Origin of the sequence: Niveispirillum fermenti (assembly GCF_048066175.1) — a bacterium.
GTDB classification, from domain to species: Bacteria; Pseudomonadota; Alphaproteobacteria; order Azospirillales; family Azospirillaceae; genus Niveispirillum; species Niveispirillum fermenti.
The window spans coordinates 269,859-285,647 of sequence record NZ_JBLTXA010000004.1 but is presented as its reverse complement, the minus strand read 5'-3'; the positions used below and the strand labels follow the sequence as shown (position 1 = coordinate 285,647).

Sequence of the window (15,789 nt, the reverse complement as noted above, 5' to 3'; positions counted from 1 at the left end):
CTGCTTTCATGCGGTGCGATTGGCAAGCCGGATTGCAACCGACAATGCGTGCGCGCCCAGTCCCTCCGCTTCGGCCAGGGCCACAGCGGCCGGCCCGATGGCCGCCAGGCTGTCGGGGGAACAGCCGACCAGTGTCGTGCGCTTCATGAAGTCCAGCACGTTGAGCCCGCTGGAGAAGCGGGCCGACCGGGCCGTGGGCAGCACATGGTTGGGGCCCGCTACATAATCACCGATGGCTTCCGGCGTGTGGCGTCCCAGGAAAATGGCCCCGGCATTGCGCACCCTTCCTGCCAGACCGTCCGGATCGGCCACGGCCAGTTCCAGATGCTCCGGCGCGATGCGGTCCACCAGGGCCACCGCCTCGTCCATCGCACCGACCAGGATGATGGCGCCATGCGTGCGCCAGCTTTCCTCCGCGATCCGCGCCCGCGGCAGGCGGGCCAGATGGGCATCCACAGCCGCCGCGACGGCGTCGGCGAAGCCGGCATCGTCGGTGACCAGGATGCTCTGGGCGGAGGTGTCGTGCTCGGCCTGGGACAGAAGGTCGGCCGCGATCCAGGCGGGATCGTTGGCGCCATCGGCAACGACCAGGATTTCCGACGGTCCGGCGATCATGTCGATGCCCACCGTGCCGAATACCTGACGTTTGGCGGCCGCCACAAAGGCATTGCCGGGGCCGGTGATCTTGTCCACGGGCGAAATGGTCGCCGTGCCATAGGCCAGTGCCGCCACGGCCTGCGCCCCGCCGATGCGGTATATCTCCGTGACGCCGGAAAGCTTCGCGGCCGCCAGGACCAGGGGATTGACCACGCCATCGGGCGTGGGCACGACCATGGCGATGCGCGGTACGCCCGCCACCTTGGCCGGGATGGCATTCATCAGCACCGACGAGGGGTAGGAGGCCGTCCCCCCCGGCACGTAGAGGCCGACAGCCCCCACGGGCGTCCAGCGCGCGCCCAGGCGCACCCCGGCGGCGTCCGTGTAGAAGTTGTTCTCCACGGCCTGCCTACGATGGAACGCCTCGATCCGGTCGGCAGCCAGCTTCAGCGCGTCCAGCGTGCGGGCATCACAGCGGGCGACCGCCGCCTCCACCTCCGCATCGCCGACGACCATGCCTTCCGGTGTCAGGTCCAGCCGGTCCCAACGCCTTGTATAGTCCAGCACGGCCGCATCGCCGCGGGCGCGCACATCGGCCAGGATGGCGGCGACGGCGTTGTTCAGGTCTTCCTGCACTTCCCGCTTGGCACCCAGCAACGCCTGGAACCGGGCCTCGAAATCGGGATCACGGGTGGAGAACTTAACCGGCATTGCCGATACCCTCCTGGAAACGGTCGATCCAGCCCTGGATCTCGCCATGGCGCGTCTTGAAGGCGGCCCGGTTCACGACCAGACGGGAGGAGATGTCGGCGATATGCTCGATCTCCACCAGCCCGTTGGCCTTCAGCGTGCTGCCCGTGGACACAAGGTCGACGATGCGGCTGCACAGGCCCAGGGTCGGGGCCAGTTCCATGGCGCCGTTCAGCTTGATACATTCGGCCTGCACGCCGCGCGCCGCGAAATGGCGCCGGGTGATCTCCGGATATTTGGTGGCTACGCGCACATGCGACCAGCGCGACGGATCGTCCTTCCCCGACAGGTCCGCCGGCTCGGCCACGGCGATACGGCACCGGCCGATGCCCAGGTCCAGCGGCGTGTAAATCTCCGGATAGTCGAATTCCATCAGGACATCGCTGCCGCACACGCCCAGATGGGCCGCGCCGAAAGCCACGAAGGTGGCCACGTCGAAGCTGCGCACACGGATGATCTTCACATGCGGCAGGTTGGTATCGAAACGCAGGGCGCGGGATTTCGGGTTGTCGAAATCGGCTTCCGGCTCGATCCCGGCATGATGCAAAAGCGGCCTCACCTCTTCCAGAATCCGGCCCTTGGGCAGGGCCAGCACCAGCAGGTCATTGGCGGCGGGCGACATCATGTCCTGGACGCTCCAGGTGGGGGAAGGGGCTGACTAAATGGCACGCCCGCATGCCGCTCGTCCACCCGCCGCAGCGAAAGGCCGGGTTGCGTGAAGCTCCGGCCGATACCGTCATAGCCCGTGATCGGGGCGCAGGGTGACGGGCCATGGCTGGCCGCGATCCTCAAGCCGGCATTCGATGGCCTCACCCTCCAGCCGGATGTCGGCCCCGCCCGAAAGGTGCAGCAGCACGACACCGTCACCCGCCGCCTCCACCGACAGCAGCGACAGGAACTGGTCCCGGCGGGCCAGGTCCAGGCCGCGCCGGCGCACGCCACGCACATTATGGAAACGCACGGCGCACAAGATGCGATACGACCGCTCCTCCCCGTCGTCGGGGCTGGGGCCGCCATCCTCGGGCACGCCTTCCCACAGGAAACGGCTGGCCATCAGGATGAACAGCCCCTCCTGCGGCAGGAAGGCAAGATCGCCAATGGGAATGATCGCATCCTGCAAAAGTGCAGACACCACCGCCAGATCTTCCGCGTCCCGCGCGCGCAGCCGCATGCCTTCCGCCATCTCTCCCCTCCCCCGGAACGCCCCTTGATAAAGATCTCTCCCCAACGTCGTCCGGCCCCGGACGGTTCCCGACAGCCCCGGACGGACGGACAGGGGGAGAGGACATCGGGTGTATCACGACCCGGCGATGGCGGGGCAGGGGCTTGAAGCGGGGCGGCCGATTTGGCAGAATCCCCATCGCCGCCCACCCATGCGCGCCATGGTCGGCGGCGGCGCTGGCGACGGGGACGGGATGTTGCTACTTTCCCCGCCACGGATCGGGTGCTGTGCCCGGTCACCCCATCTCATCGCGCCCTTAGGACCCGACCCATGAAGTTCTTCGTCGATACCGCCGACCTCGCCGATATCCGTGACCTGGCCGATACCGGCCTGCTGGACGGCGTGACCACCAACCCGTCGCTGGTCGCCAAGGCCGGCCGCAACTTCGTCGAACTGATCGCCGAAATCTGCGACGTGGTGCAGGGCCCGGTCAGCGCCGAGGTTGCCGCCACCGATTTCGACACAATGCTGAAGGAAGGCCGGTATCTGGCCCAGATCGCCTCGAACGTGGCCGTGAAGGTGCCGCTGACCCCGGCCGGCCTGAAGGTGTGCCGCACGCTGGCCAACGAAGGCACCATGGTCAACGTGACCCTGTGCTTCTCCGCCGCCCAGGCCATTCTGGCCGCCAAGGCCGGCGCCGCCTTCATCTCTCCCTTCGTCGGCCGCCTGGACGATATCGGCCAGAACGGCCTGACCCTGATCCAGGAAATCGTCGAGATTTACGCCAATTATCCCGGTTTCACGACAGAAGTGCTGGTGGCTTCGGTGCGTAACCCGATCCATGTCGTGGAATCGGCCCGCATGGGCGCCCATGTCGCCACCATGCCGCCCAACGTCATCCGCCAGTTGGCCGGCCATCCGCTGACCGACAAGGGCCTGTCCCAGTTCGTGGCCGACTGGGCCAAGACGGGGCAGTCGATCCTGGACCAGCCCCTGCCCAAGCGCGGCTGATCCCCCGCCGGACAACAGACGGACATGGCGCAACCGACCAAGGACAAGGCCCCATGAGCAGCGGACCCGGACAGATCACCACCAGCGCGATGGATGAACTGACGGCCGATGACGTGGCGGCCTTTCTGCGGGACCACCCCGATTTCCTGGCCCGCCGGCCGGAACTGCTGCACCAGTTGCTGCCGCCGGCCGGGCCGGAACGGGGGGCCGGCGTGGTCGATATCCGCGAACGCATGCTGGAACGGCTGCGGGGAGAGGTCGGGCGCCTGTCCGATCAGCAGCAATTACTGGTCGACACAACCCGCGCCAACATGATGAACCTGCGGCGCGTCCATGCCGCCGTGCTGCATCTCCTGTCCTGCCGCGGACTGGAGGCGATGGTGCAGGCCGTCACCGGCGACCTGGTGGTCCTGCTGGACCTGGACGGGGCCAGCCTCGTCGTTGAACAGCCGGCCGGACCGGTGGCCAGCATCGGGCCGGTCGGTCTGGGCATGGCACCGCACGGCACCATCGACCGCATCCTGGGCCGCGCCGATGTGGCGCTGCAATCCGACATCCTGGGATCGGTTGAGGTCTGGGGCCATCAGGCGGGGCTGATCCGCAGCCAGGCGCTGGTCCGCCTGCGCCTGGCCGTGGAGGGCGCACCGGAAGGGGTGGACGGGACGCCGGCCCTGCTGGCCTTCGGTTCCGCCGATCCAGATCTGTTCCAGCCGGGTCAGGCGACCGACCTGCTGCTGTTCCTGTCGGGTGTGGTGGAACGGGTCATCGCCGCCTATCTGGATCCGGCATGGTGACGGCCAGCCTGGGTTTCGCGGCACAGCCGGACCTGGCCGACGCCATTGAACGCTGGCAGCGCTGGCTGGTTGCGGAAAAGGGGGTCAGCCGGGCCACCATCCGGGCCTACAATAACGACCTCTCCGGGTTCCTGTCCTTCATCGCCGGTCATCGCGGCCGCGCGCCGGGGTTGAACGAACTGGCGGCCCTGACCTTGTCCGATTTCCGCGCCTGGTTGTCGGCCCGCGCCGGGGACGGGGCCGGCGCGGCGACCAGGGCCCGCAGCATCGCGGGCGTGCGCAACCTCTATCGCTGGCTTGACCGTGGCGGGGTTCTGCACAACCCGGCCATCGGCGCGCTGAACAGCCCACGGGTGAAGCGCCCCCTGCCCCGCCCGCTGACGGCTCCCGATGCCGCCGCCCTGCTGGAAGAAGCGGCCAGCCTGCCTGATGCGCCCTGGATCGGCCTGCGCGACCAGGCGCTGTTCACACTGCTTTACGGCTGCGGCCTGCGCATCGGCGAGGCGCTGGCCCTGAACCAGGGCGACCTGCCATCGGGTGCCACCACGGTGCGCGTGCTGGGCAAGGGGTCCAAGGAACGGCAGGTCCCTGTGCTTCCGGCCGTCCATGCCGCGCTGGAAGCCTATCGCCAGGCCTGCCCCTGGCCGGTCACGGGCAGCGATGCCCCCCTGTTCCGCGGCAGTCGTGGCGACCGGCTGAACCCATCCGTCGCCCGCCGGCAGATGCAGATGCTGCGCGCCCAGATGGGCCTGCCCGACAGCGCCACACCGCACGCGCTGCGCCACAGCTTTGCCACCCATCTGCTGGGCAGCGGCGCCGACCTGCGGGCCATCCAGGACCTGCTGGGCCATGCCAGCCTGTCGACCACCCAGCGCTACACGGATATCGATACCGAGAAGCTCCTGGCCGTGTACGAGGATGCACACCCCCGTGCCCGGCGATAGGGACCGGTGCCGGCAAAGACCGGCCCGGCGCCCCGAGACAAAAAAGAAACCCGCCAGCCCGGGCGGGGCGGCGGGTTGAAGGCGGGGGCGTCAGCCCGAGGGGAAGGGATGGAACCCGACGGGCATGCCGAACGGGGAATGATCAGCATGGGAAGAGCCTATATCCCCGCCCCGGCCATCGCTGTGACGCGGGTCACGCCGGCGAAAGATCGATCAGTTCCCCATGCAGGGCGCAGGCGGGCACCGTGAATTCAACGATGGCGCGCGCCACGTCCGCCGGGGTGCGCAGGCTTTCCGGCTGTTCGCCGGGAAACGCCTTCGCCCGCAACGACGTGGCGACGGGACCGGGATCGATCAGGTTGACACGCAAGCTGGTGTTCAGCGTTTCGGCGGCCCAGGTGCGGCCCATCATGTCGATGGCGGCCTTGGCGGCGGCATAGGCCGACCAGTAGGCCGTCGCCTCGCGCCCGACGCGGTCGGTCAGCAGAAGCGCGCGACCGGCATCGGACCGGCGCAACAGCGGATCGGTGGTGCGAATCAGCCGCATGCCGGCCGCCACACCAACCCCCATCACCCGGTCCCAGTCACGGGGATCGGAATGGGCGATGGGTCCCAGGGTGCCCAACTGGGCGGCGGCATGCACGAAAATGTCCAGCCGGCCGAACCGCTCGTAAAGGGCCGGCCCCAGACTGTCCAGCTTGGCCCCTTCCATCAGGTCCTGCGGGATCAGGGTCGCGGCACCGCCCAGCGCCTTGATCCGATCGTCCAGTTCCTCCAGCGCGCCAAGCGTGCGGGCGATCAGTACGACATGGGCACCTTCGCACGCCAGTTGCTCGGCCACGGCGGCGCCAATGCCGCGCGACGCACCCGTCACCAGGGCGACGCGGCCCGTCAGGCGGGCTGTGGGGGAAAGGGTCGAACCGGTCATGACAATATCTCTCGGCAGGAACTCGCGCGGTTGCTTAGCGCATTCGCGACGGCAGGGAAAGCGACGGATCGCCGCCCCGGCCCCAACGGACCCGTCATTCCGGCACCACAACGAAAACGGGGGAGGTGGAAAACCACCTCCCCCGTTCGTTCCGTTATCGCAACAAGCCTCAGGACTTGCGGCTCCACCAGCCGCGCCGCGGCTTGGCTTCGGGCTCGGCCGGCACCTCCACAACGGGTTCCACCGCTTCGGGGGCGGCTTCCACCGGGGCCGGTTCGGCCAACGGTGTGGCTTCCACCGGCGCAGCGACCTCGGCCAACGGCGCCACGTCCTCGGCAACCTTCTTGCGGCTGCGCGTCGCGCGCTTCTTCTTCGGCGCCTCCTCGGCAGGGGCGTCAGCGGCCGCCGGCTCAACCGGGACCGGCTCCGGGGCCGGCGCGGCCTCGACCTGGACGACTTCGGTTGCCGCTTCCTCGGCAACCTTCTTGCGGCTGCGCGTCGCACGCTTCTTCTTCGGCGCCTCCTCGGGCGGGGCCTCTGCCACCGGGGCCGGTTCGACAGCCGCTGCCGCCTCTACCGGCACAGCAGCCTCGGCCACCGGCGCCGCTTCCTCGGCAACCTTCTTGCGGCTGCGCGTCGCGCGCTTCTTCTTCGGCGCCTCCTCGGGCGGGGCCTCCGCCACCGGGGCGGCCTCCACCGGAGCGGCTTCGACAACCGGCTCGCTCACCACAGGGACCGGCTCCACCGTTGCCGCGGCGGCAGGCACCGCTTCCGGCTCGGCGGCGGCTTCCGGTGTCGAAGCAGACTCGGCGTCGACCGCTTCCTCCTCGCCATCCTGCTGCTCTGCCCCCGTCTCGTCGCGGCGGCCACGACGGCGACCGCCACGCTTGCCACGGCGGCGCTTCTTGCGGGCCTCCTCATCCTCATCATCGGCGGCGTCAGTGGCGGCGGGCACGTCGCCGGCCGTCTCGGCGACCGGTGCCTCGACATTGTCGCCGTCGGCGGCAACCGGAGGAGCCTGCGTGTCATCGACACCGGTCTCGTCCTCGCCCTCCGGCTCGCCATCGCCATTCGCGCTGTCGGCATCCGCGCCATCAGATGCCGCACCCTCGCCACGCTCACCCCGCCGACGACGACGGCGGCGGCGGTTGCGGCGACCATCACGGTCCTCCCGCTCGGCACGGGGCTGCGGCTTCTCCGCGACTTCCTCGGTCTCCTCGGCCTCGATCTCGGCGGGCTCGACCTCGGTCTCTACCTCCTCCATCTCGATGGCGCGTTCGGTCTGGGCCATGACGCGCTCGGCGCTGACCGGCGCGGCCGCGGCAACATCATCAGCCGGCGTGCGGGCCCGCAGCCGTTCCAGGCGGTGGTCGGGACCATTCAGATGGTCATCGGCCAGCAGATAGACCCGCAGACCGTGGCGCCGCTCGATATCCGCCAGCGCTTCACGCTTATGGTTCAGGATGTAAAGCGTCACGCGCGACGCGCAGGTCACGGTGATCTCCGCCGAACGCTTGCGGATACCCTCTTCCTCCACGGCGCGCAGAACGGCCAGGGCCGCACTTTCCTGGCTGCGCACCATGCCGGTGCCCTGGCAGTGCGGGCAGCGCTCGAAATTGATCTCCTGCAAGGAGGGGCGCAGGCGCTGGCGCGACAGTTCCAGAAGACCGAAGGCGGAGATGCGGCCCAACTGGATGCGCGCACGGTCGGCCTTCATGGCGTCCTTGATGCGCTTTTCCACCGCGGCGTTGTTGCGCGGGTCCTCCATATCGATGAAGTCGACCACAACCAGACCGGCCAGGTCGCGCAGGCGCAACTGGCGGGCCACCTCCTCGGCGGCCTCCAGATTGGTGCGCAGCGCCGTTTCTTCGATATTCCGTTCCTTGGTCGACCGGCCGGAATTCACGTCGATGGCGACCAGCGCCTCGGTCTGGTTGATGACGATATAGCCGCCCGACCGCAACTGGACGATGGGATTGAACATCGTCTCGATGGCACCTTCCACCTGGAACCGGTGGAACAGCGGAATGCCGGGATCGTTATAAAGCTGGATCTTCTTGGCGTGGCTGGGCATCAGCATGCGCATGAAGTCCTTGGCCACGCCATATCCGGCCTCGCCCTCGACATGGACCTCGTCGATGTCGCTGGAATAGAGGTCGCGGATGGTGCGCTTGATGAGGTTCGCCTCCTCATAGATCAGCGCCGGTGCGACGGATTGCAGCGTCGTCTCGCGGATGCTGTCCCACAGGCGCATCAGATATTCAAGATCGCGACGGATTTCCGGCTTCGACCGCTCGATGCCGGCGGTGCGCAGGATGACCGACATGCCTGACGGAATGTCGAAATCCTCCAGCATCTCCTTCAGGCGCTTACGGTCGGCCGGGTTGGTGATCTTGCGGCTGATGCCGCCGCCACGCGGCGTGTTGGGCATCAGCACGGCATAGCGGCCGGGCAGCGACAGATAGGTAGTCAGGGCGGCACCCTTGTTGCCGCGCTCCTCCTTCGTCACCTGCACCAGCAGGATCTGGCGGCGCTTGATGACTTCCTGGATCTTGTAGGACTTCATCGGCCGGCGGCGGGGCTGGGGCGGACGGCTTTCCTCCACCTCCTCCTCGACGCTGTCGCCATTATCCTCGGCCTGGGCCGCCACCGGGCGATAGCGGCGCGCACGACCACGGCTTTCCCGACCGTTGCTGTGCGTGAAGGGCGAGGCCTCGCCCGTGCCGGCGGTTTCGCCATCGCCTTCGCCGCCGTCAGGCTCCTCGCCGGCCGGCACGCCTTCCGCGTCCCCGGCTTCCACCACGTCCGACACCGCGTCGACGACGACCGGCCCGCCGATATCATCGGTCACAATGGCCGCAGGCGCGGCACCACCGATTTCCTCCGGCGCCGGGACGGCACCGGCATCCTCGCCATGGTCGGCCAGATCGCCGTCGATGGCGCTGTCACCGCCCACGGCGTCGCCATCATCGCCCCGATCGGCGCGGGCCTCCCGCTCCTCCGCCAGTTCCTGCTGTTCGCGCAGCAGTGCCTCCCGGTCGGCGACCGGAATGCGGTAATAGTCGGGGTGGATTTCGGAGAAAGCCAGGAAACCATGCCGGTTCCCGCCATATTCGACGAACGCCGCCTGAAGCGACGGTTCGACCCGGATCACCCGGGCGAGATAGATATTGCCCTTGAGCTGTTTCCTGGAGGCGATCTCGAAATCAAGCTCTTCCAGGCGGTTACCATTGACCACGACGACCCGGGTCTCTTCCGGGTGCGTGGCGTCCACAAGCATACGCTTGGCCATATGTCATCCCCGTGGCAAGGGTTCCCCACCCCTCCGCGCGACGGGACGGAGGTCGGGCCCTGCCACCATTACGGTGCGAGGCGTACAGCATGGGCACGGATGGTCACAATCGAACAGCGCCTGCCCCATTGAGGGGAAGCAGCCAGGATGGACCGGCACCAATGCCGGACCCGCGCCGAATAAACCGGACGGGCCAGCCCCAAGGTTTCCACTGCAACCGCACCAAGCTGGGGTCGATCCCTTTGGGCGTCACCTGCGCGGGGTGCTGCTAAGACGGCGTGACAACCGGCAGCAATCCCCAGGCGCGACGCCGAAGCCCGTTTCAGGGCCCTGGCAAGATGCGGTTTGTCGCGCTTCACACCATAAACACTCCCCCCCCTTTTCCACAACGAAAGAATCGATCCTTTCGGGTGGTCGCGTGTCGATTCCCGTGCCCCGGTCCGGGCCGGCCGGCATGCAGGCGGGCACCATTTCAAGCGATCTCTGATGAAATCCGTTGAAGTCCCTGATTTACCGGCCCTATATTGGTCCCATCAATTGAGCTTCATGCTGACCGGCCCGGAACATGCCGGTCTGACGATGGGGACAGGACCGCTTGCCAAACCGGGGGGGACCGACAGGCATCGCCGCTTTTCTGGCGTCAGCGACCCGCTGGGTGCTGGCAATGACCTTTTTTTGCCTTGTCTGGCTGGTGGCCGCGAACGTCGCGATGGCCCAGGCGCCTGTGCAAACCGCTGCCGTCGCGGCGACGATGCCGGCCACCCTCCCCGGCCCTGCGCGCATCCTGGCCGCACGCATGGGCGATCACGGTGACAAGACGCGCTTCGTTCTGGAACTGACGCGCGACACGCATTTCATTCTGGATGCATCCCGGCCCCAGATGGTGGTCGTGGACCTGGAGGCGTCGATCGACAGCGGTCTGCCGCCGGGCAAAGGACTGGTCCGCAACGTGCGCCTGGAACCGGGCGCCTCTGCCAGCCGGCTGCGTCTGGTCCTGTCGACCACGGCCCCCGTGCATATACAACTGGCGGAGATCATCCCGCCACGGGACGGCATGCCGCCGCGCTTCATCCTGGACCTGGGTCCGGCGCCAGCGGGCACCGGCGCCGCAGCCCTGACGCCGGCCAGCGTCAGCACCCTGGCGCCACCCCCGCCACCCAAGGCAAAGCCCAGGCCGGAACTGCCCATGATCGTCCTGGATGCCGGCCATGGCGGCCAGGACCCCGGCACGATCGGGGTCGGTGGCGCCTATGAGAAGGACATCGTGCTTGCCGTGACGCTGGAGCTGCGCCGGCAGTTGCTGGCAACAGGCCGCTACCGCGTGGCCCTGACACGCGACAAGGACCTGTTCATCCCCCTGCGCCAGCGCGTGGCGATCGCCCGGACCAAGGGGGCCGACCTGTTCATCTCGCTGCATGCCGACAGCATCGCATCGCGCAACATTCGCGGGCTGTCGGTCTATACCCTGTCCGACAAGGCATCGGACCGGGAAGCCGAAATGCTGGCCCAGCGGGAGAATCAGGCCGATGCCATCGTCGGGATGGATCTGTCCGTCCAGTCGTCGGACATCGCCAATATCCTGATCAGCCTGTCCCAACGCGACACGATGAACCAGTCCCGCCACTTCGCCAGTCTGGTGGTGCGCCATGTGGACAAGCAGGTGCCGGTCCTGCCGTCACCCCTGCGGTCCGCCGGGCTGGCGGTCCTGACAGCACCCGATGTGCCCTCTGTTCTGGTCGAACTGGGCTATCTCAGCCATCCGCAGGATGCCCGGCTGCTGGCCACCGACGCGCATCGACGCCGGCTGGCCGGATCGCTGGTGCGGGCTGTGGACGGCTATTTCAGCAGCCAGCGGTAAAAGGGGATGGTCCCGCGCGGGGCGGATGGCTCGCTTTCCGCCAACGCGGCCCCTTGATGGTCATCAGGGCGACATAATCCTGCGCTTGCTGTTATTGTCTTGGGGCCGGTGCCGCTCCTTCTCGGGCGGCACCCTTGTTTTATCCGGCTGCGCGGCCGGCTTCGGGTGGGTTGGACCATGAATCGTGTTGTGAAGGGGTTGTTGATCGCCGGCGTATCGCTTGCGGTGCTGGGGGCGGCAACCGCGGGGGGCGGCTGGATCTATTATGGCAAGGACCTTCCCGACCATACGACCCTGGCCAACTACAACCCCTCGGTCGCCACGCGCGTGCATGCCGGCGACGGGCGCCTGGTGGCGGAATTCGCCAGCGAGCGCCGCGCCTTCGTGCCGATCGAGGCCATCCCCAAGCGGGTCAGCAACGCCTTCATCTCTGCCGAGGATCAGAATTTCTACAGCCATGGCGGTGTCGACTGGCTGGCCGTCGTCCGCGCCCAGTTGCAGAATATCAGGAATATCGGCCAGGGCCGCCGCCCTATCGGCGCCAGCACCATCACCCAGCAGGTGACCCGCATCTTCCTGCTGTCGAACGAGGTCTCCTATGTCCGCAAGATCAAGGAAGCCATCCTGGCCGGCCGGATCGAAAAGGCGATGGGCAAGGACAAGATCCTCGAAATCTACATGAACGAGATTTTCCTGGGGAACCGCGCCTATGGTGTGGGCGCCGCGGCGCTGAACTATTTCAACAAGTCGCTGGGTGAGCTGACCATCGCGGAGGCCGCCTTCCTGGCCAGCCTGCCCAAGGCGCCCGACCGCTATTACCGGGAGCGCCACCGCGATGCCGCCATCGCCCGGCGCAACTATGTCATCGGCCGCATGGAGGATGACCGCTACATCACGCGGGAGGAGGCGGAGGCCGCCCGGGCCGAACCGCTTGTCTTCGCCGACCGGTCGGGCGACAGCAACATCCGCGCCGATTATTTCGTGGAAGAGGTCCGCCGCGAGCTGGCCAAGCTCTACGGGGAACAGACGCTCTATGCCGGCGGCCTGTCGGTGCGCACCACACTGGACCCGGACATCCAGGCCGCCGCGTCCACGGCCCTGCGCGACGGGCTGATGGCCTATGACCGGCGTGACGGCTGGCGCGGTCCCGTCACCCGCCTCGACAATCTGGAGAACTGGCCGGAGAAGCTGGAAGACCTGCGCACCCCGCCCGGCGGCGAGGAATGGGATCTCGCAATCGTCCTGGCCGCCGATGCCGACCAGGTGGAGGTCGGGCTGGCCGATGGCAGCCGCGGCAGGATCCCGCTGGCCGAACTGAAATGGGCACGCAAGGTCCAGGACGGCAAGTTCGTAGGCCCCACCATCCAGAAGGCGGCCGATGCCCTGGCCGTGGGCGAGGTCGTGCTGGTGGAGCCGCTGGACGAGAAGGCGCATACGCTGGCCCTGCGCCAGATCCCGGAGGTTCAGGGCGCGCTGGTCGCCATGGACCCGCATACGGGCCGGGTGCTGGCCATGTCGGGCGGCTTCAGTTCACGCATCAGCGTGTTCAACCGCGCCACGCAGGCTTATCGCCAGCCCGGCTCCGCCTTCAAGCCCTTCGTCTATCTGGCGGCGCTGGACGAGGGTTTCACGCCCAGCACGCTGGTGCTGGACGCACCGTTCGCGCTCGACCAGGGCGCGGGCCTGGGCAAATGGAAGCCGTCCAACTTCTCCGACCGCTATTACGGCCCGACGCCGCTGCGCGTCGGCATCGAGAAGTCGCGCAATGTCATGACCGTGCGGCTGGCCCAGTATATCGGGATGGAACCGGTCGTCGATGTCGCCCGCCGGTTCGGCATCAACGACAATCTGCAACCCACCCTCTCCATGGCGCTGGGCGCGGGTGAAACCACCGTGCTGCGCCTGACGGCGGCCTATTCCATGCTGGTCAATGGCGGCCGCAGGATCGAACCCAGCTTCATCGACCGCGTGCAGGACAAGGCCGGCAAGACCGTCTATCGCCACGACATGCGCGACTGCCCCGGGTGCCAGACGGCGCCGGACGGCATGGCCCCGCCGGCCGACCCCGGCATCGTGCCGAAGATCGCCGATACACGCGAGCAGATCGCCGATCCGCGCACGGTTTATCAGGTCGTGTCCATGCTGGAAGGTGTGGTGCAGCGCGGCACCGGTGTGCGCCTGCGCGAGATCGGAAAACCGCTGGCCGGCAAGACCGGCACCACCAACGACTCCATGGACGCATGGTTCGTCGGCTTTTCCCCGGACCTGGCCGTGGGCGTCTTCGTCGGCTACGACCAGCCGCGTTCCATGGGCAGCCATGAAACCGGATCAAGCATCGCCGTGCCCATCGTGAAGGATTTCATGACAGCGGCCCTGAAGGATGCCCCGGCCACGCCCTTCCGCGTGCCGCCGGGGCTGCAGCTTGTGCGGGTCGATCCGGAAACGGGGCGGCGTGCAGCACCCGGCACCCGAAACGCCATCTGGGAAGGCTTCATCCCGGGGACGGAGCCCCGGGGCACCGAAGGCGTGCTGGATGGCGGCGATACCGGGGCCGGCTTTGTCCAGGGCGGTCCCGGACAGCCGGCCGCCACGGCACCACAACCGGCCATCGGCACCGGCACCGGCGGCGTTTACTAAGCAGATTTTCCGAACGCCGCCCACAGATGGGCGGGCTCGGAAAATCTGCAAACCATGGAGTCGGCGGGTTCCTCCAGGCCGGGCCATGTGTGGCCCGATCTGGAGGAACCTGCTTAGAGCGTGTTTCCGGTGACCGGAACATCCTCTTGCTTTTCGTGTTCCTCAAGCGTCGGCGCGACATCCGCCGCCTGTGCTTCACGCGGCACGTGCCGCGCGGCGGCAGTGGCCGCCGGTAGCGGCCGGGGTCCGTCGCACGCAGGGCGGGACGGCCCCATGCCTCACACCTTGTAGGCCAGCCGCACCGCCCCCCAATGCCGGCCCGCGACCAGAATGGGGGCCGAACAGTCCTTCATCAGGGCGTAGGTGCCGTTCCCCATGTCGCGCCGGTAGGCCTGGAGCAGGAAGGGCTTGGTGTTGCGCCCGGCGGCCAGCCCCACCCGGTCGTCGAAGATGCGGCGATTGCGGCAATTGGCCGTGTTCCAGGCCACATCACCCGGCCGCTGCGGCTGGCTGAATTTCCGGTTATGGGTGGGCAGATAACCGTTGCGGTCCACGGCCGCGCAGAACACGACCTTGTCCGACAGCAACAGCGCCGGTTCCTGGATGTCGGGCAGCAGCCGGTCCGTCAGACTGGTGAAGCGGGTGACATGCTGCTCCGGGTCGGTACCCGGCACCGACCGGTAATCGGTGTCGAAAAGATCGCCGATGCTGAGCGTTCCGTCCGCCACGGCCCGCTCGAATGCAGCCGCGATCCGCGTCGCCACCTCCCGCACCGTGCGGATATAGGGGGTGTCGACCGTTTCCACATCCAGTTCAGCGGAATGGCCGATCAGCCGCTCGCTCAGTTCCAGCAGGCTGTTCAGCCGGTCGCCGGCCACCTTCAGGCTGCCCGAACTGTCCTTCACGTCCCCGGCCAGCCCGCCGATGCGGCCATCCACCGCCGTGATGGATGTGCTGATGGCGCGCGCGGCCCCATCGATATGGGCCTGCTGGTCATCCACCTCCGTCATGGCCTGGGCCAGACGCTGCATCACCTCGCCGATACGGGTCGTATCGTTGCGCACGGCCGTGGCCTTGGCGGCACCGGCGGCACCGCGCGCCGACAGGGCCTTCACCTGCTCGCCCAGGTCGCGCATGGTGGCGTCGATCTCCTGCGTCGCCTCCGCCGTCTTGTTGGCCAGCGCCTTCACTTCCGTCGCGACAACGGCGAAGCCACGACCGGCATCACCGGCCCGGGCCGCCTCGATCGTGGCGTTCAGTGCCAGCAGGTTGGTTTGCTTGGCGATGGTATTGATCTCCGCCGCCACGCGGCCGACCCGCGCCAGCGCATCGGTCAAACCCGCCAGTTGCCGTTCGATGCCGCTGACATCCTCTGCCAGCGCGCGGATATCGGCCAGGGCATGATCCACCTGCGCCCGGCTGTCGGCGACTTCCTGGCGGGCCCGGCCGGCGACGGAACGGGCGGCGGACGCGGCCTCCGTCACCCGCGCATTGCCGGCCGCCATGTCGCCGGCCTGACGGCGCAATTCCTCGAAAATGGCGGCCTGGCGGGCGATGCGGCCCGACACATCACCGACATGGCCCGCGACATCGGCGATGGAAACCCCCAGCGTCCCCACCTCCTGCGCCAGTTCGGCAATGGCGTTGCGGGTACGCGTCGTCGTCGTGGCGGTTTCCCGCCACCCGGAAAGGTGATCCATGTTTCCTCCCAACCCTTGCGCCATGTTTTCGGTCCCCGCGACGGTGGAACCAGGCATTCTGGTTTATGTCGGTATGGTGTCACCCTTTCTCGTACAAAGGTAGCTATCCTTTGGTC

The 15,789-nt window shown here is 67.8% G+C and carries 11 protein-coding genes; 5 read left to right on the top strand and 6 right to left on the bottom strand.

Annotated features, from left to right (window positions below):
• Positions 1 to 6: 6 nt before the first annotated feature.
• The 3 genes from hisD to ACM9LZ_RS06395 all read right to left on the bottom strand — a co-directional run bounded on the left by hisD (position 7) and on the right by ACM9LZ_RS06395 (position 2,530).
• The gene (gene hisD, locus ACM9LZ_RS06405; RefSeq protein WP_416618517.1) at positions 7 to 1,308 is read right to left on the bottom strand and encodes a histidinol dehydrogenase; all 1,302 of its coding nucleotides are present in this window, start codon (positions 1,306 to 1,308) and stop codon (positions 7 to 9) included.
• Positions 1,298 to 1,969, bottom strand: a complete 672-nt coding sequence (gene hisG / locus ACM9LZ_RS06400; protein WP_416618553.1) for an ATP phosphoribosyltransferase — start codon at positions 1,967 to 1,969, stop codon at positions 1,298 to 1,300. Before hisG ends, hisD begins: the two co-directional genes overlap by 11 nt.
• Positions 1,970 to 2,083: 114 nt before the next feature.
• On the bottom strand, positions 2,084 to 2,530 hold the full coding sequence (locus ACM9LZ_RS06395; protein WP_416618516.1) for a DUF2948 family protein: 447 nt from the start codon (positions 2,528 to 2,530) through the stop codon (positions 2,084 to 2,086).
• Positions 2,531 to 2,839: 309 nt separating this feature from the next.
• Here ACM9LZ_RS06395 and fsa point away from each other — a divergent pair, with 309 nt between their 5' ends.
• The 3 genes from fsa to ACM9LZ_RS06380 are packed head-to-tail and all read left to right on the top strand — an operon-like array spanning position 2,840 to position 5,258.
• Complete coding sequence (gene fsa / locus ACM9LZ_RS06390) at positions 2,840 to 3,520, top strand: fructose-6-phosphate aldolase (protein ID WP_416618515.1); 681 nt, start codon at positions 2,840 to 2,842, stop codon at positions 3,518 to 3,520.
• Between the two features lie 53 nt (positions 3,521 to 3,573).
• Positions 3,574 to 4,314 (top strand): DUF484 family protein, encoded by a 741-nt coding sequence (locus ACM9LZ_RS06385; RefSeq protein ID WP_416618514.1) that lies wholly within the window; start codon positions 3,574 to 3,576, stop codon positions 4,312 to 4,314.
• Positions 4,308 to 5,258 carry a tyrosine recombinase XerC gene (locus tag ACM9LZ_RS06380; protein WP_416618513.1) on the top strand — a complete coding sequence of 317 codons (951 nt, stop codon included), beginning with the start codon at positions 4,308 to 4,310 and terminating at the stop codon, positions 5,256 to 5,258. Before ACM9LZ_RS06385 ends, ACM9LZ_RS06380 begins: the two co-directional genes overlap by 7 nt.
• Positions 5,259 to 5,451: 193 nt before the next feature.
• On the opposite strand, the gene ACM9LZ_RS06375 is transcribed toward ACM9LZ_RS06380, so the two are convergent.
• Both ACM9LZ_RS06375 and ACM9LZ_RS06370 read right to left on the bottom strand, forming a co-directional pair.
• The gene (locus ACM9LZ_RS06375; RefSeq protein ID WP_416618512.1) at positions 5,452 to 6,186 is read right to left on the bottom strand and encodes an SDR family NAD(P)-dependent oxidoreductase; all 735 of its coding nucleotides are present in this window, start codon (positions 6,184 to 6,186) and stop codon (positions 5,452 to 5,454) included.
• Positions 6,187 to 6,355: 169 nt separating this feature from the next.
• Positions 6,356 to 9,478, bottom strand: coding sequence for an Rne/Rng family ribonuclease (locus ACM9LZ_RS06370; protein ID WP_416618511.1), 3,123 nt, complete (start codon positions 9,476 to 9,478; stop codon positions 6,356 to 6,358).
• A 664-nt stretch (positions 9,479 to 10,142) separates the two neighbouring features.
• Between ACM9LZ_RS06370 and ACM9LZ_RS06365 the strand changes: the two genes are divergently transcribed.
• Both ACM9LZ_RS06365 and ACM9LZ_RS06360 read left to right on the top strand, forming a co-directional pair.
• Complete coding sequence (locus ACM9LZ_RS06365) at positions 10,143 to 11,336, top strand: N-acetylmuramoyl-L-alanine amidase family protein (protein WP_416618510.1); 1,194 nt, start codon at positions 10,143 to 10,145, stop codon at positions 11,334 to 11,336.
• Between the two features lie 177 nt (positions 11,337 to 11,513).
• Positions 11,514 to 13,973, top strand: a complete 2,460-nt coding sequence (locus tag ACM9LZ_RS06360; protein ID WP_416618509.1) for a penicillin-binding protein 1A — start codon at positions 11,514 to 11,516, stop codon at positions 13,971 to 13,973.
• A gap of 278 nt (positions 13,974 to 14,251) precedes the next feature.
• Here ACM9LZ_RS06360 and ACM9LZ_RS06355 read toward each other — a convergent pair whose 3' ends face one another.
• The gene (locus ACM9LZ_RS06355; RefSeq protein ID WP_416618508.1) at positions 14,252 to 15,673 is read right to left on the bottom strand and encodes a methyl-accepting chemotaxis protein; all 1,422 of its coding nucleotides are present in this window, start codon (positions 15,671 to 15,673) and stop codon (positions 14,252 to 14,254) included.
• Positions 15,674 to 15,789: the final 116 nt, after the last annotated feature.

Bases quoted from the DNA above. Each gene is read 5' to 3' on its own strand.
- hisD (WP_416618517.1), bottom strand. From the start codon at position 1,308: ATGCCGGTTAAGTTCTCCACCCGTGATCCCGATTTCGAGGCCCGGTTC.
- hisG (WP_416618553.1), bottom strand. From the start codon at position 1,969: ATGTCGCCCGCCGCCAATGACCTGCTGGTGCTGGCCCTGCCCAAGGGC.
- ACM9LZ_RS06395 (WP_416618516.1), bottom strand. From the start codon at position 2,530: ATGGCGGAAGGCATGCGGCTGCGCGCGCGGGACGCGGAAGATCTGGCG.
- fsa (WP_416618515.1), top strand. From the start codon at position 2,840: ATGAAGTTCTTCGTCGATACCGCCGACCTCGCCGATATCCGTGACCTG.
- ACM9LZ_RS06385 (WP_416618514.1), top strand. From the start codon at position 3,574: ATGAGCAGCGGACCCGGACAGATCACCACCAGCGCGATGGATGAACTG.
- ACM9LZ_RS06380 (WP_416618513.1), top strand. From the start codon at position 4,308: ATGGTGACGGCCAGCCTGGGTTTCGCGGCACAGCCGGACCTGGCCGAC.
- ACM9LZ_RS06375 (WP_416618512.1), bottom strand. From the start codon at position 6,186: ATGACCGGTTCGACCCTTTCCCCCACAGCCCGCCTGACGGGCCGCGTC.
- ACM9LZ_RS06370 (WP_416618511.1), bottom strand. From the start codon at position 9,478: ATGGCCAAGCGTATGCTTGTGGACGCCACGCACCCGGAAGAGACCCGG.
- ACM9LZ_RS06365 (WP_416618510.1), top strand. From the start codon at position 10,143: ATGACCTTTTTTTGCCTTGTCTGGCTGGTGGCCGCGAACGTCGCGATG.
- ACM9LZ_RS06360 (WP_416618509.1), top strand. From the start codon at position 11,514: ATGAATCGTGTTGTGAAGGGGTTGTTGATCGCCGGCGTATCGCTTGCG.
- ACM9LZ_RS06355 (WP_416618508.1), bottom strand. From the start codon at position 15,673: ATGGATCACCTTTCCGGGTGGCGGGAAACCGCCACGACGACGACGCGT.